This window comes from Acinetobacter legionensis (assembly GCF_057165765.1).
In genome coordinates, this window is the sequence record NZ_CM169896.1 from 752,735 (window position 1) to 765,722 (window position 12,988).

General features: G+C 38.1%; 15 protein-coding genes. 9 read left to right on the forward strand and 6 right to left on the reverse strand.

Translation table 11 applies throughout. From position 1 onward, the window contains the following. Window positions 1–123: 123 nt before the first annotated feature. The 3 genes from AC2G3J_RS03615 to AC2G3J_RS03625 form a co-directional block, all read right to left on the reverse strand. On the reverse strand, window positions 124–1,251 hold the full coding sequence (locus tag AC2G3J_RS03615; RefSeq protein WP_336952114.1) for an HlyD family secretion protein: 1,128 nt from the start codon (window positions 1,249–1,251) through the stop codon (window positions 124–126). 75 nt (window positions 1,252–1,326) lie between these two features. Then, the gene (locus AC2G3J_RS03620) at window positions 1,327–2,979 is read right to left on the reverse strand and encodes an MFS transporter (RefSeq protein ID WP_483770670.1); all 1,653 of its coding nucleotides are present in this window, start codon (window positions 2,977–2,979) and stop codon (window positions 1,327–1,329) included. Window positions 2,980–2,990: 11 nt separating this feature from the next. Next, window positions 2,991–3,539, reverse strand: a complete 549-nt coding sequence (locus AC2G3J_RS03625) for a TetR/AcrR family transcriptional regulator (protein ID WP_419328191.1) — start codon at window positions 3,537–3,539, stop codon at window positions 2,991–2,993. A gap of 209 nt (window positions 3,540–3,748) precedes the next feature. Here AC2G3J_RS03625 and AC2G3J_RS03630 point away from each other — a divergent pair, with 209 nt between their 5' ends. From AC2G3J_RS03630 to AC2G3J_RS03650, 5 genes are all read left to right on the forward strand, one after another. Next, window positions 3,749–4,420, forward strand: a complete 672-nt coding sequence (locus tag AC2G3J_RS03630) for a D-Ala-D-Ala carboxypeptidase family metallohydrolase (protein WP_419328192.1) — start codon at window positions 3,749–3,751, stop codon at window positions 4,418–4,420. Between the two features lie 72 nt (window positions 4,421–4,492). Then, on the forward strand, window positions 4,493–5,128 hold the full coding sequence (locus AC2G3J_RS03635; protein ID WP_336952110.1) for a hypothetical protein: 636 nt from the start codon (window positions 4,493–4,495) through the stop codon (window positions 5,126–5,128). A gap of 96 nt (window positions 5,129–5,224) precedes the next feature. Then, entirely contained in the window at window positions 5,225–5,986 is a 762-nt protein-coding gene (locus AC2G3J_RS03640; RefSeq protein WP_336952109.1) for a class I SAM-dependent methyltransferase, read from the forward strand. Window positions 5,987–6,045: 59 nt separating this feature from the next. Next, the gene (locus AC2G3J_RS03645) at window positions 6,046–6,606 is read left to right on the forward strand and encodes a hypothetical protein (protein WP_419328235.1); all 561 of its coding nucleotides are present in this window, start codon (window positions 6,046–6,048) and stop codon (window positions 6,604–6,606) included. Between the two features lie 104 nt (window positions 6,607–6,710). After that, entirely contained in the window at window positions 6,711–6,884 is a 174-nt protein-coding gene (locus AC2G3J_RS03650) for an NF038215 family lipoprotein (protein WP_336952108.1), read from the forward strand. Between the two features lie 89 nt (window positions 6,885–6,973). Here the strand turns inward: AC2G3J_RS03650 and AC2G3J_RS03655 are convergent, their stop codons facing one another. Further along, a complete protein-coding gene (locus AC2G3J_RS03655) occupies window positions 6,974–8,593 on the reverse strand; it encodes an oleate hydratase (protein ID WP_419360695.1) in 1,620 nt (539 codons plus the stop codon). A 396-nt stretch (window positions 8,594–8,989) separates the two neighbouring features. On the opposite strand from AC2G3J_RS03655, the gene AC2G3J_RS03660 reads away from it, so the two are divergent. From AC2G3J_RS03660 to AC2G3J_RS03675, 4 genes are all read left to right on the forward strand, one after another. Then, on the forward strand, window positions 8,990–9,613 hold the full coding sequence (locus AC2G3J_RS03660; RefSeq protein ID WP_336952106.1) for a LysE family translocator: 624 nt from the start codon (window positions 8,990–8,992) through the stop codon (window positions 9,611–9,613). A gap of 131 nt (window positions 9,614–9,744) precedes the next feature. Beyond that, entirely contained in the window at window positions 9,745–10,416 is a 672-nt protein-coding gene (locus AC2G3J_RS03665; protein ID WP_336952105.1) for a CsgG/HfaB family protein, read from the forward strand. 10 nt (window positions 10,417–10,426) lie between these two features. Further along, window positions 10,427–10,804: a DUF4810 domain-containing protein gene (locus tag AC2G3J_RS03670; protein WP_336952104.1), complete on the forward strand. Its 378-nt coding sequence runs from the start codon at window positions 10,427–10,429 to the stop codon at window positions 10,802–10,804. Next, window positions 10,801–11,475: a DUF799 domain-containing protein gene (locus AC2G3J_RS03675; protein WP_336952103.1), complete on the forward strand. Its 675-nt coding sequence runs from the start codon at window positions 10,801–10,803 to the stop codon at window positions 11,473–11,475. Before AC2G3J_RS03670 ends, AC2G3J_RS03675 begins: the two co-directional genes overlap by 4 nt. 78 nt (window positions 11,476–11,553) lie before the next feature. On the opposite strand, the gene AC2G3J_RS03680 is transcribed toward AC2G3J_RS03675, so the two are convergent. Together AC2G3J_RS03680 and AC2G3J_RS03685 are read right to left on the reverse strand one after the other, a co-directional pair. Continuing rightward, window positions 11,554–12,297, reverse strand: a complete 744-nt coding sequence (locus AC2G3J_RS03680; RefSeq protein ID WP_004723740.1) for an amino acid ABC transporter ATP-binding protein — start codon at window positions 12,295–12,297, stop codon at window positions 11,554–11,556. 13 nt (window positions 12,298–12,310) lie between these two features. Then, complete coding sequence (locus AC2G3J_RS03685; protein WP_336952102.1) at window positions 12,311–12,988, reverse strand: amino acid ABC transporter permease; 678 nt, start codon at window positions 12,986–12,988, stop codon at window positions 12,311–12,313.

The window sequence follows — 12,988 nt, forward strand, 5'->3', positions numbered from 1 at the left end:
GAATTAAGCCTGTTCAAGATATTCTAATCAAACCTGTAAAACAAGACAGGTTTGATTTAGTTTCATCCCTATATGCGTTTTTCAATCTCTAGGTTTTTAACTCAAGCTTTTCAATTAGGCGGATCATGGAGTGCTGGTATCTACGGAAGTCACTACAGACATCCCTGGTCGTAAAAATTCTAAACCTTTCTGATTGGGATCAATCGCGATTCGCACAGAAATACGCTGCACGACCTTGGTAAAATTACCTGTGGTATTGTCAGGTTTAAGTACACTAAACTCAGCACCAGCAGCAGGAGAAATCTGTTCAATACGGCCAGTAAATTTTTGATGTTTCATGGCATCTACTGTAAATGATGCTTTTTGTCCGATGTGCATATCGGCAATTTGTGTTTCTTTGAAATTGGCAATCACCCATGTTTGTTGTGGAATCAGATACATTAACTGGGTTCCAGCTGCAACATATTGTCCCACACGAGGGCTAACTTCGCCCAACTGCCCATCCATTGGTGCCGTAATCAGGCTGTAATCCTTTGTCGTTACCGCTTGATCAAATTGTGCCTTGGCATTGGTGACTTGTGCTTTTAAGCCCGATTGAGCCACTTGTGCTGTTTTTAATGCTTCTTGAGCAACCAATACATTGGCTTCAGCTTGTTTGAGTAAGGCTAAATTATTTTTTACATCCGCAGCCGCTTTGTCTTGCTCTGTTTTGGAGGTTGCACCACTATTTCCCAATTGTTGATAACGATTGAGCTGTGCTGTTGAAAGTTCATAACTTGCTTTGGCTTGTTCAACTTTGGCTTGTGCAGCCACAATGTCCGCTTTACGTTGTTCAATAGTTTGGGTTTGATTGGCTAAAGTGGTGTTGGCCTGATCAACTCCAGCTTCAGCCTGAGTCACTTTTTGATCATAGGTTGTAGTATCAATATGCATTAACGGCTGCCCCTTTTTGACATGGTCAAAATCAGTCACCAACACATCTTTGACATAACCATTAATTTGAGAAGATAAAACTGTGGTTCTGCCTTTGATATAACTATTGTCGGTGGATTCTATGGTGCTATCAAAAGGACCAATTTTCCAAGCGCGCATAATCACAGCAATTCCCACTAACAAGACCAAGAGCATCAACAGCAATGTTCTTTTCGCTGTTGGAATAAGCTTACTGGATGGTGGTGGCGCTGCTGCTGTTGCAGGTGCTTGTGGTGGTGTTACTGCTGTTTGCTCTGTTGGTTTTTGATCTTGCGACATAAGAATTCTCAAATATTTTTTAATACATAGCGTGACATCATGGATCATCTGATCTAGAAATAGCCTGAGATCTGTCTAACTGCTATTGAGGAGCTGTTGCTGTTTTTTGAGTTGATAGCGTGTCCAAGCAATATTAAAGCTACTCCAAATCAACAGTAAAATGGCGAAAATTCCATTTAATGCAATCACATCATTATAGGCACGCACTTGCGCTTCTCGTGTCACAATCTGGTTTAAATTGCGATAAGCTTGGTTCTGTTCAAGTGCTACATCTAAAGTATATTTATTGGCTGCTTGCTGATAGGCTGCAAGTCGTTGTACCACCAATGGATCAGTTGGTGACAAGTCACTGACAATTTCAGCCCGATAATTTTGGGTGCGTAATTGTTGATAGGTTGAAAAAAATGAATTTCCAATTAAACCACCAAAGCTTTGTGTTGCAGAGAACAACACCACAAAAGTGACCATGTGTGATGGGCCTTTTTGTAAGGCATTAATAATCCCTGTCAGCAATAATGGTCCAATAAACATACCACTGGCAAAGCCAACGATAAATTGGCTGCGGTAAAAATTTTCTGGTCGTACATCACTGGTGAGGTGATAGTCTAGAGCGCAGGCAATAAGAACCAAGACCACAGCACCGACCAAGTGCCATGAGATGCGTTCTCTTTTAAAGGTCATGGCGCTAAAAACCGTGCCGAGCACAATGCCAAGAAAAATTACGCTATACAAGGTAACGAACTGATCAGGTCCCATGCCCATAGTTTTTAAAAAGTTAACAGCCGCATAACTTTGCTCAGACATAAGCAAACGAATTGCCAATGCACCAAACACAAACTTAAGTGTGGTGGCTGAGCCTAGCCAACGAGTGATGATAAGTGGATTGACACGGTAATGTTCATAAGTCAGTCCTATAATAATAAGACTGAATCCAGCAATTAAGGCATAACCTAACCATTTGACTTCAAACCACCAAAGGATTGGGCCTTGGGTCAAGACGATACATAGCAGCGCAAAACCAGGTGCAAGTAAGGAAAAAGTGAAAAAATCCTGTTTTTCAAAGACTTCGATTCTTAAGCTGCGTGGCAGTTTTAAAGAAACCACCATTGCCAAACAACATATCGCTAAACCTAACTCAAAGGTATAGAGCACAATCCAGTCATTTACATCGACCAGAGATGGGGAAATGATCCATGCTAGTGGAATACCCAATTGCTGAAAGCCCAGTGCGAGATAAATTCCTCGCCCAAAGTTTTCTCGTTTAAAGGCCTGCATGATGTAATACATGCCTAAAGAACTAAGAGGGGCAGCAACTAAACCACTGATCACACGGACAAATAATGCCATTTCAAAGGTATGCACAAAGATATGCAGCAGCAATACACAAATAAAAAGCACTAAACCAATTTCAGAAAAAAGCCGTAATCCATATTGTTGTCGAGCTTTAAACAGAATCATGTTGGAACTAATATTTGCCATCACATAAGCTGCGGGAATCCATGCGGCTTCTGAAGGCGTTAGCGAGTATTCACCCTGAATAAGTGGTAAATTTGCGGTAATAAAACCATTACTTAAACTGCCTGAAATGGCAACAAACAGACCAATAAAAAAATAAATCAGTTTTTTATGTGTTGGATGAGCGATAGCCGCAGGCGAACCTGGTAAGGTTGGACGCTCTTCAGGTGTCCAATCTGGAGCGGGTTCAAGTAAACGTGGCGATTTATCCATAACTGCCTCAATTACGCCTTGATGCCATCAATTAGTAAGTCGACTGCCCGTGCGGCCAGTTGAACTTGCTCTTCATCGGTTAATCCTTGAAAGGAAGCTCTTAGAATACCCGTAATCAGCGCATAGTCTTTTGGGGTGAGATCTGGTCGGCAAATATGATGGTTAATGGCTTGATCAATCAGCGGTTGAAGAATTGCATCACGCCGTTGGTAAATATCCACCATACTTGGGTCATTACGATCAATCACGCGCCAATATTCCATCAATGCGGTGAGATAAGGCAGATTCTCGACATGGTTGCGAATTAACCGAATCAAACCATCAGGATATTCTGAAAAGCTTTTTGCACGTTCGTCTAGACGAGTTAATGCTTGTTCCATTAAGGCGATGACCAACTCACGGCGATCTTGAAAATTTCGATAAAAGGTTGCTCGTCCAACACCAGCTTCATCAATCACAAGCTGTAATGGCGCACGAATCCCTTGTTTACGGAATATTTTCAGTGCAGCATTGAGCAAATCTTCGCGATTTTGTGCCGCTTGTTTTTGACGTATACGCATAGGGGAAATTGCATTAAATTTTATTATGATATTTAACGGACATTTTTGTCCGTTGTAAATTACTAACTCTGTGGATTTTTGTAAATAGCAGCTTTAAAGTGAATGAGATTGGTTAGAATGACTTATGGCAATGATTAATAAATCGTATAAATAGGTTTAGATTTCTAAATATTTACCCTTTAAAATAAAACAATAAGTGTGCTGAAATTGTGAAAATTTTTAAAAATATTGTTATTTCGATCTGCTGCATCGGTGTATTAGTTTTCAATGCCTGTACGCCATCTGAGAAAAAAGCAGATCAGGCCACATCTTCAAGAAAATCATCAGATCAACAGATTGAACAACAATTCAAGCTTTGGAAGGCGCAACAAGACCCCCAATTATTGGCAGATTATTATCAGTTTATGTCGCAGTATTTAAAACACCCGCCTAGTCTGATGGAGCTGACAACCAGCCGAAACTATATGCCAGAACAGTGTTACTCAAAACGTTTTGCCATTCCACCTAAAGCCTTTTGGAAAAATGTGGTGAGTAGTTTACAATTGGTAGAAAAATTAAATCGAAATGACTATTTTAAAACATATACGATTTCAGCGATCTATCGTGCCCCTGAATTAAATAAATGCATAGGTGGGGCTGAAAAAAGTAAGCATTTAAGTAATTATGCAGTTGATTTTCATGTGCTATCTCCCAAAGAAACGATTAAAAAAGATCGCGAAGTATTACTTAAAAAAATGTGTCATTTTTGGCAAGTGGAAGGCAAAAGTTATAAAATGGGTTTAGGCGTTTATGGTAATAATCGCTATCATATTGATACTCAAGGATATCGTACTTGGGGTAAGGACTTTAAATCGAAAAGTTCGCCGTGTGTAAAAAGTTAAAATTGTATTTTTTGAGCAAGAATTGAACTTGCATCTATATTAAAAAATGTTGAGATATCGGGAACGTTATTTATGTTGAAAATAATAAAGAGTTGTTTATTTGCTCTGCCTTTTTTGAGTAGCTGTTCTGCTTTTGCGCAAGCTGATACTGCTGTCGAAGTTGATTCTGAATACGAAGTATTGGGGCGTGCAGGAAAACTGAAAATTCAAAAAGAGTCGTGTACTCAGTATGGTTCTAGTTGTGACTATGTGCTCTATGATGCGAAAGGAAAGAAGCAGGTATTAATGGAAAAATGGAGTAAAACCGCAAACGTTTATCAATTTAATCCAAATTTAATGGGTTTTTTGTTGGGGGTAACAGGAAGTGAGTATAATCTCACTGTGATTAACGATAAAAACCAACAAAAAGATTATGGCAGTTTTCTTGCGATGAATGCGCAGCAAAGTTGTTTTACAACTTTTGAATCGAATTTAAAAAATATGCCAAATTCATTGGTATTTTATAGCATTCCTGATTTTCGGGTACGTTTAGTGCTCAATAACAAAGTGCCGCAATTTAAAAAACTGAACTATCCTACAACGGCGAATTTTGAGGATAATGGTGATTTTTCATTTAACTATAATATCAAGATCGGAAACGAGATGGGGGTACAGGATGTCATCATTCAAAACCCGTGTCAGTCTGATTATCGGGTGATCATGAGCTAACAATAAAATAAAGTTATTAATTTTATTAAAATTCATTATTTTTATTTTTAAATTGAGTTGTCTATTGTAGTTTTATTCAACAAGAAGGACACGATAATGACCACTCAACAGCAAGTTAATCAGTCACAATATCAAAATAAATCAGAAGCATACTTAAATAGCCAAGTACATGCACAAGGCATTGAGTTTGAAAAAATGCAAAATTTAATCCAACAGCATCAATTAAAGCGAGTTTTGGATCTTGGCTGTGGCGGTGGGCATGTGACTTATCAGATTGCAGCATTGACTGAGCAAGTGATTGCTTATGATATTACGCCTGAAATGGTCAATCTTGTGACTGCGCAATCTCAAAACAAGGGATTCAATCATGTCATAGGGCAGGTTGGTGCGGCAGAACAATTGGACTTTCCTGTTGAGCATTTTGATTGTGTGATCAGTCGTTATTCTGCGCATCATTGGCAAAGTATCACTCAAGCGATTCATGAAATTTACCGTGTATTACGCGCTGATGGTAAAGTAATCTTGTTTGATATTATTGGTAATTCTAACCCTATTTTAGATACCTTTATTCAGACTATAGAAACCATTCGTGATCCAAGCCATGTTCGAAATTATAGTTTGGCGGAATGGGTAACAATCGTTGAACAAGCGGGCTTTAAGGTAGAAACCATTGAAAAGCAAAGTTTACAGTTAAATTTTCAAAGTTGGGTAGAGCGTATGCAAACACCCTTAGAGGGGATCAATACCATTCGCTATTTACAGTCCAAAGCCGCTGATCAAGTACAACAGTATTATCAGATTCAGCAAGATGGTACATTTACCAGTGAGGCTGTATATTTGGTATTGAGTAAAACTTGATTAGAAGTCTGATGCCAAAAAAAATAATCAATACAATATTTCCGATATTATTAAGCATGATGGCTTATACAAGCAGTAGTTATGCTGAGCAGATTCATCGCACAGTGGCGAAGATAGGACAATTTTCAGTCATTCAGCAAACATGCGATGAAGATGCAAATTATCATTGTGATTTTGTACTCTATGAAGGTGATGATTATAGATTGCCCTTGGTCATGGATTGGGAGCGTGGTTTAAATGTCGAAAACCAAACCGAGGATTTCTTGCATTTAAGCTATGGGTATACTTTTAATGTTCATCATAGTCTTTTCATTTCGAAGGTGGGGATTGTTCAGGCTTTAGACAACGTTGTTGCTGTGGATGAAAACACCGGATGTATCGCTCGATTTGAATTAAAAGATGCGCCTATGATTATTTTCCAAAAAGCATTTACCGCGAAAATTTTAAACAAAATTCAACTTCAGCCAGAGCAACACCCTAAAATTGAGTCTGTAAGTGTAGATGCTTTTCAATATTTTAGTGACATGGAGTTTGATGGAAATGGTGGCTTTCACTATCGTTACAAAAATAAAAATGGTGAAGATCAAGCTGTTTTAATGATACATTCTTGTGATGTATAGCTACTTTCTATAGATAGACACCTTTTGAAATAAAAAATAGCTGTATTTTTAATCAGAACTGTTATGCTCGAACTATAAATAAAACAAAAAATGGAGGAGATACTATGAAAAAGCTAGCCATCAGTGTGAGTGTAATACTTGCAGTATTTTTGGTTGGGTGTGAAAAGAAACCACCTACACCAACAAAAACTGAAGTTCGTTCAATCCATATTGCAGGTATGCCTGTGTATGAAAAAGATTATCGTCTCAGTGCTCGTTCAGTGGATTCACAACCTTGATTTGTATTCAAAATATAAAAACGAGTGCATGAAAAGAGGATGCACTCGTTTGGTTTTAATTCTATTTAACTCAGTTGATTTTAAATGAATTAATGAAAAACAGTTTCTAAAGCTTTTAATCCGACTTTAGGATCAAGTAATCCATTATAGATCTCAGGAATTTTACGTTCTACGCCAAAGAACTCATAAATTGCAATCATGGCACCACGAACAGAATATTCAACAGTAAAAACCACATCATCTTCAATTTCAACAAATTGGCCCAAGAATGCGAAGTTTTTTGCACCTTGTGGAATAACCTGTGGGCGGTCACCAGGCTTACGACAGGCAAATAACGCCGATGCATAAGGCATCATTGCAGTTGTTACAATGGTATTTGCTAGAACATGCTCAAGAATTTCATCAAAACCGAGTTGTAGAATTAGTTCAGTAAGTATTTCATTACCTGTTGCTTGTGACATTGGTTTTTTGATGTAGTCACCAGTTTGATCAATTTGAAAGCCATAACCCCAGAGGGTAAATGTGCCTTTTGGCAAATTTGCAAAATGAGGTTGAGCAGGTACTACAATTGATAAATGCCAGCCCGATTCAAACCAAGTCATCAGTGCCCCAGTACCTGGCTGGTTGCCTGTGTAATCAATGATGCGATTTAACAGAACATCATCTTTCATGGTGAGGGTAAAAGACTCCCATTTATGTTCATCAATGTTGCCATAAAAGGTCATTGGTCGACCAAAGTCAGGTGCTTTTTTCGCAAGGGTTTCCCATAGCGTCCAACCATGATCAAGTCGATCACGAATAAGCGCTGGAACATCATCATTCCCTGCATAACGAGAATCTGCTGTAATTGAACCTAAAGTAAATATGGCTAGATCATTCTCCTGAAGGTCAATTTGCTCTGTACCTTCAGGAAGGTTGACATACAAGCGTGTTGCACGACGCTCTAGGGTTGCTTCATCGGTTAGAAAGTCTGCATCTGTCACATAATTGCTAAAACGAACGTCTACGCCTTGTGCAATCAACCAACGTTGTAGCGGCAAAATCATTGAATCATATTGATTGTATTTAGTTCTTTTTACTCCAGCTAGGGTATGAATGCGTGGTAACTCTTGGATAAAACGTAAGAAATAGCGACGAAGTTCTGCAGCACTGTGCCATTTTTGGAAGGCAAATGTAGTGCGCCACATACGCCAAAAGTTCGTTTCAAAGAAGATCTCATCAAAAAACTCATCAATACGACGACTGCCAATTTTTTCTTCTTTCGCTGCCAATAAGCGTAGCATCTGCGCACGATGGCGTGTATTTAAACCCAGTTTAGCGGCGTCTGAAATCACATGTTGCGCATCAATTAAACGGGCTTGTGCATGAGTTTTGACTTGTTCATTGAACTCACGACATTCTTCACGAACAGAAATTTCAGGATTTTCTAAGGATGGAATACTCGAAAATAAGTCCCAAAGGCATAAATATGTTTCATCTGTTAGCATCCGCCCACCACGGGTAACCCATGCTTGCGCAGCATGTGGTGTATGACCGCCATCCATTGAACCACCTGAGACATCTAACTCTTCGAGAATGTGGATATTTTTAGCGGGTACTTTAGCATCACGTATGGCAAATGCGGCAGCTGCCATTCCTGCAATTCCACCACCAATGATCCATAGATGTGCTTGGTTTGCATCTAAACGATTCGTTTTGTTGTTGTGCATTTTTTACCCCTAAGTATAAATATTGATTTTGGATAATTTAAAACCATAGTTTTATTATGGTTTTTTATAGCCTATAAATACATGAAAATGGAAGTTAATTTTTGTGATTAAAATGGTCGATTTCATAATTTTTTAGGATGTTTTATATACGTTGATGATTTTATTGATATAATTAAAATATTGAAAAATAAAATTTTTATTGAGTTTTTGCTCTAAAATAATTTATTTGCTCTGTGCATAATAATACACAAGTGTATTTAAATTCATGATTGAGACTTTAATGAATTTGCATTGAATAAAAGCGTGGTCGCGAAATAATAAAGATTTTTATATCTTCAAAAATCGGTTGTAGCGTAAAATATCTATTCTTAAAAATAGTTTGGGTTGGGGTGTCTCTTGGAATCATTATTGATTTTAGGTTCAATTGCATTGGCATTAATGCTAGGCGCAATTAGCCCTGGTCCTACATTTGTTTATGTGGCTAAAAATTCAATTGCGATTTCTCGTAAACATGGTCTGTTTACCGCTTTAGGGACTGGCACGGGCGCAGCTTTATTTGGTTTTTTAGCTGTAATGGGGTTACAAGCAATTTTATTGGCTGTACCTTCTGCATATTTAGCTTTAAAAATTTGTGGTGGTCTGTATTTACTTTGGCTGGCCTATAAAATTATTAAACATGCTAAAGATCCAATGGCACAAGCATCTGACTCATCCACGGTGATGAGTTATCAACAAGCGTTTCGTCTAGGTTTAATTACTCAATTAAGTAATCCTAAAATTGCGATTATTTTAGCCAGTATTTTTACTGCGCTTTTACCCAAAGAAATTCCAACGTATTTTTATTTTGTTTTGCCTATCTTGTGCTTCTTTATCGATGCAGGCTGGTATTCACTGGTTGCTGTTGCGCTTTCAGCGGAAAAACCGCGTCGTGTTTATTTAAAGTTTAAAAAAGTCTTCGATCGAATCGCGGGTGGTGTTATGACATTACTTGGTTTAAAGCTAATTTTTGGTATGAAATGATTGTTTTTACTAAAAAAATAGTTATGCATTTTATCAGTAAATTCTATTTGTTAAAAATTAATTAATGGTATGTTTATTTTTTATTATATATTTATTCATTATAATGGTTCAAACTTTAGAGAGATGTAATTTTGAAAAAAATATTATTGATTGCTGCCTTAAATGGCTTGGTACTTACAGCTTGTTCTACCACTGAAAGTTCTAAAACCATCCAAGCACCCCAAGTGGCTGTAGCGACTTCAGCGGTTAAATATTCAGGTGTGAAAACAGCAGTTTCGATTGGTAAGTTTGATAACCGCTCAAGTTATATGCGTGGAATTTTCTCTGATAATGTAGATCGTTTAGGCGGTCAAGCAAAAACGATTTTAGAAACACACTTGCAACAAACAGGTTATTTTTCAGTCTTAAATCGAGACAACTTATCTGAACTGCAACAAGAGGCTGGTTTTGGTAAAGCATCTCAATCAATTAAGGGCGCACGTTATGTGCTTACTGGGGATGTGTCTGAATTTGGGCGCAAAGAAGTGGGCGACCATCAATTGTTTGGGCTATTAGGGCGTGGTAAAACTCAAATTGCCTATGCAAAAGTCAATATTAATGTTGTTGATGTAAATACAGCAGAAGTTGTCCATTCTGTGCAGGGTGCAGGTGAATACGCGCTCAGTGAACGTGAAATTTTAGGTTTTGGTTCTACAGCATCTTATGACTCAACTTTAAATGGTAAGGTTCTAGATCTGGCTGTACGCGAAGCGGTTAATCACCTTGTCACAGATATTCAAACAAACAAGTGGTCCGTACAATAGGTTTGAATAAATGAAACGGGTTTTATTATTCTTAAGTTTTTTTTCTACGTTAACTTTAGTTGGGTGTGCATCTGGAACACACTCTTTATATAGTTGGGGCGGATATCCACAGCAGACTTATTTAATGCTGGCGGTTCCTGAAAAAACTTCGCCTCAGCAACAAATTTTAGCGCTCGAAAAAGATGTTGAGAAAGCAAAAGCAAAAAATGCTGCAGTGCCGCCAGGTTTATATGCACATCTGGGGCTATTAAATCTTAATATTCAAAATGGCCCACGTGCAATTCAGTATTTTGAGTTAGAGCGCCAAATTTATCCTGAGTCAACTGTATTGATGGATCGTTTATTGAAGAAAATGACCACTCAATCGACTGAGGTAAATTCCAAATGAAAAATATGAAACAATTATTCATCCTTGGTTTACTGATGATGCTTTTTACAGGTTGTGCGGTGTCACCTAAACAAAATCGTGATTTAGCAGCATATCGTGAGCATATCCCTAAGTCGATTTTGGTACTTCCTCCAATCAATGAGTCTCCTGATACCCGTGCAACCTATGGATACTGGTCAACAGTAACATTGCCTGTGGCTGAGGCTGGTTATTATGTATTTCCAATTTCGGTTGTTGATATAATGTTTAAAGAGAATGGGGTGACCAATGGATTTGATGCTCAAGCAATCCCACCTCAAAAGTTAAAAGAAATTTTCGGTGCTGATGCTGCGTTATATATTAAAGTTAAAGAGTATGGTTCTAAATATCAGGTGATTCAATCTGTAGCAGCAGTTGCAGTAGAAGCCAAACTTATAGATTTGCAAACTGGCACATTACTTTGGCAAGGTGAGCAGAGACTTCAGCAAGCCAATGATAATAGTAATGCTGGTTTGATTGGCGCATTGGTGGGTGCTTTAGTTGATCAAATATCTAATCATCTGTCAGACAAAGCCTATACTTTATCCAATACTGTAAGTTCGCAACTATATTCACCGAGTATAAATCAGCAAAAAGGTCTGTTATATGGACCACGATCTCCAAACTTTAGCCAAAATGCGGCGAAACCTTAAGTACTGGTATTGTTTGTAGGTATTAAATAAAAACCCCAATTAAAAATTGGGGTTTTTATGTTTAATGCATATTGCTGATTAGTGCACCATAGAAATCTTGTCTAAGAAGAATTTGGTTCTTTCGTGACGCTCATCAGGCTTATTAAAAAAGTCATCTGTTGCACAGTCTTCCAAAATCTTACCTTGATCCATGAAAATAACCCGGCTTGAGACTTTACGGGCAAAGCCCATCTCATGAGTTACACACATCATGGTCATGCCTTCTTTTGCCAATTGACTCATTACTTCAAGCACTTCACCCACCATTTCAGGGTCTAATGCAGAAGTAGGTTCATCAAATAACATGCACACAGGATCCATACACAGACCGCGAGCAATTGCAACACGTTGTTGCTGACCACCAGACAGTTGTCCTGGGAACTTGTTTTTGTGGGCTGCCAAACCAACGCGATCTAAATATTGCAACGCTTTTTTCTCAGCCTCTGCTTTAGAACGATTTAATACCTTAAGTTGTCCAATGGTTAAATTATCCAAAACAGTCATATGAGGGAATAATTCAAAATGTTGGAAGACCATTCCCACACGAGAACGGAATTTAGCCAGATCAGTTTTTGAGTCTTTTAACGCAGTTCCATCAACGACAATATTACCTTCTTGGAATGGTTCTAATGCATTCACAGTTTTAATCAGGGTAGATTTACCCGAACCTGAAGGCCCACACACCACCACAACTTCACCCTTTTCAATTGAAGTAGTGCAATCTGTAAGAACTTGAAAATCTCCATACCATTTTGAGATATGTTGTATTTCTATCATTGGCATATTGATTCTCCAATTATCGAATTATTGCTATTTTTTGATGTAAACGCTTCACAAGTCGTGAAAGCGCAAAGGAGATACAGAAGTAAACAACGGCTACAATCAGGTAGAAAGTTGCTTTGGTTTCAGCACCGTATGTATTTGCTAAGGTATTGGCATTACCCAAGAAGTCTGGCGCACTAATCACGTAAACTAATGATACGTCTTGGAAAAGTACGATAGATTGAGTCAGAATTACAGGGAGCATGTTTCTGAAAGCCTGTGGTAACACCACATTAGACATGGTTTGACCATAGGTAAAACCAAGTGCATAGCCTGCATTGACTTGACCTTTAGAGACAGACTGAATGCCTGACCGGACGATTTCTGAAAAGAATGCGGCTTCAAAAATTGCAAAGGTCACCACACTTGAAAACAGTGGGCCATAATAAGTATCCGACTGAAATTCAAAAATCTTTGGCAATAAAAAATAAAAAATGAAGATGACTTGAATCAGTGGCACACCACGGAAGAAATCGACATAAACTTTAGCAAAATTACTAGCGACTTTATTGTTAGATAAACGCATCATGGCCAAAGGTGTGCCAATCAGAATTCCACCAATAATGGATAGAATCGTCACAGTAACTGTAAATTTAAACCCTGCGAGTAGCGTTTGAATGACATCTTGATTTTGTAAAATACTAAAATCCAT

What these genes read in the sequence shown, in the direction of transcription:
- AC2G3J_RS03615 (WP_336952114.1), bottom strand. Translation starts at nt 1,251, where the DNA reads ATGTCGCAAGATCAAAAACCAACAGAGCAAACAGCAGTAACACCACCA.
- AC2G3J_RS03620 (WP_483770670.1), bottom strand. Translation starts at nt 2,979, where the DNA reads ATGGATAAATCGCCACGTTTACTTGAACCCGCTCCAGATTGGACACCT.
- AC2G3J_RS03625 (WP_419328191.1), bottom strand. Translation starts at nt 3,539, where the DNA reads ATGCGTATACGTCAAAAACAAGCGGCACAAAATCGCGAAGATTTGCTC.
- AC2G3J_RS03635 (WP_336952110.1), top strand. Translation starts at nt 4,493, where the DNA reads ATGTTGAAAATAATAAAGAGTTGTTTATTTGCTCTGCCTTTTTTGAGT.
- AC2G3J_RS03640 (WP_336952109.1), top strand. Translation starts at nt 5,225, where the DNA reads ATGACCACTCAACAGCAAGTTAATCAGTCACAATATCAAAATAAATCA.
- AC2G3J_RS03645 (WP_419328235.1), top strand. Translation starts at nt 6,046, where the DNA reads ATGGCTTATACAAGCAGTAGTTATGCTGAGCAGATTCATCGCACAGTG.
- AC2G3J_RS03650 (WP_336952108.1), top strand. Translation starts at nt 6,711, where the DNA reads ATGAAAAAGCTAGCCATCAGTGTGAGTGTAATACTTGCAGTATTTTTG.
- AC2G3J_RS03655 (WP_419360695.1), bottom strand. Translation starts at nt 8,593, where the DNA reads ATGCACAACAACAAAACGAATCGTTTAGATGCAAACCAAGCACATCTA.
- AC2G3J_RS03670 (WP_336952104.1), top strand. Translation starts at nt 10,427, where the DNA reads ATGAAACGGGTTTTATTATTCTTAAGTTTTTTTTCTACGTTAACTTTA.
- AC2G3J_RS03675 (WP_336952103.1), top strand. Translation starts at nt 10,801, where the DNA reads ATGAAAAATATGAAACAATTATTCATCCTTGGTTTACTGATGATGCTT.
- AC2G3J_RS03680 (WP_004723740.1), bottom strand. Translation starts at nt 12,297, where the DNA reads ATGCCAATGATAGAAATACAACATATCTCAAAATGGTATGGAGATTTT.
- AC2G3J_RS03685 (WP_336952102.1), bottom strand. Translation starts at nt 12,988, where the DNA reads ATGGATTTTAGTATTTTACAAAATCAAGATGTCATTCAAACGCTACTC.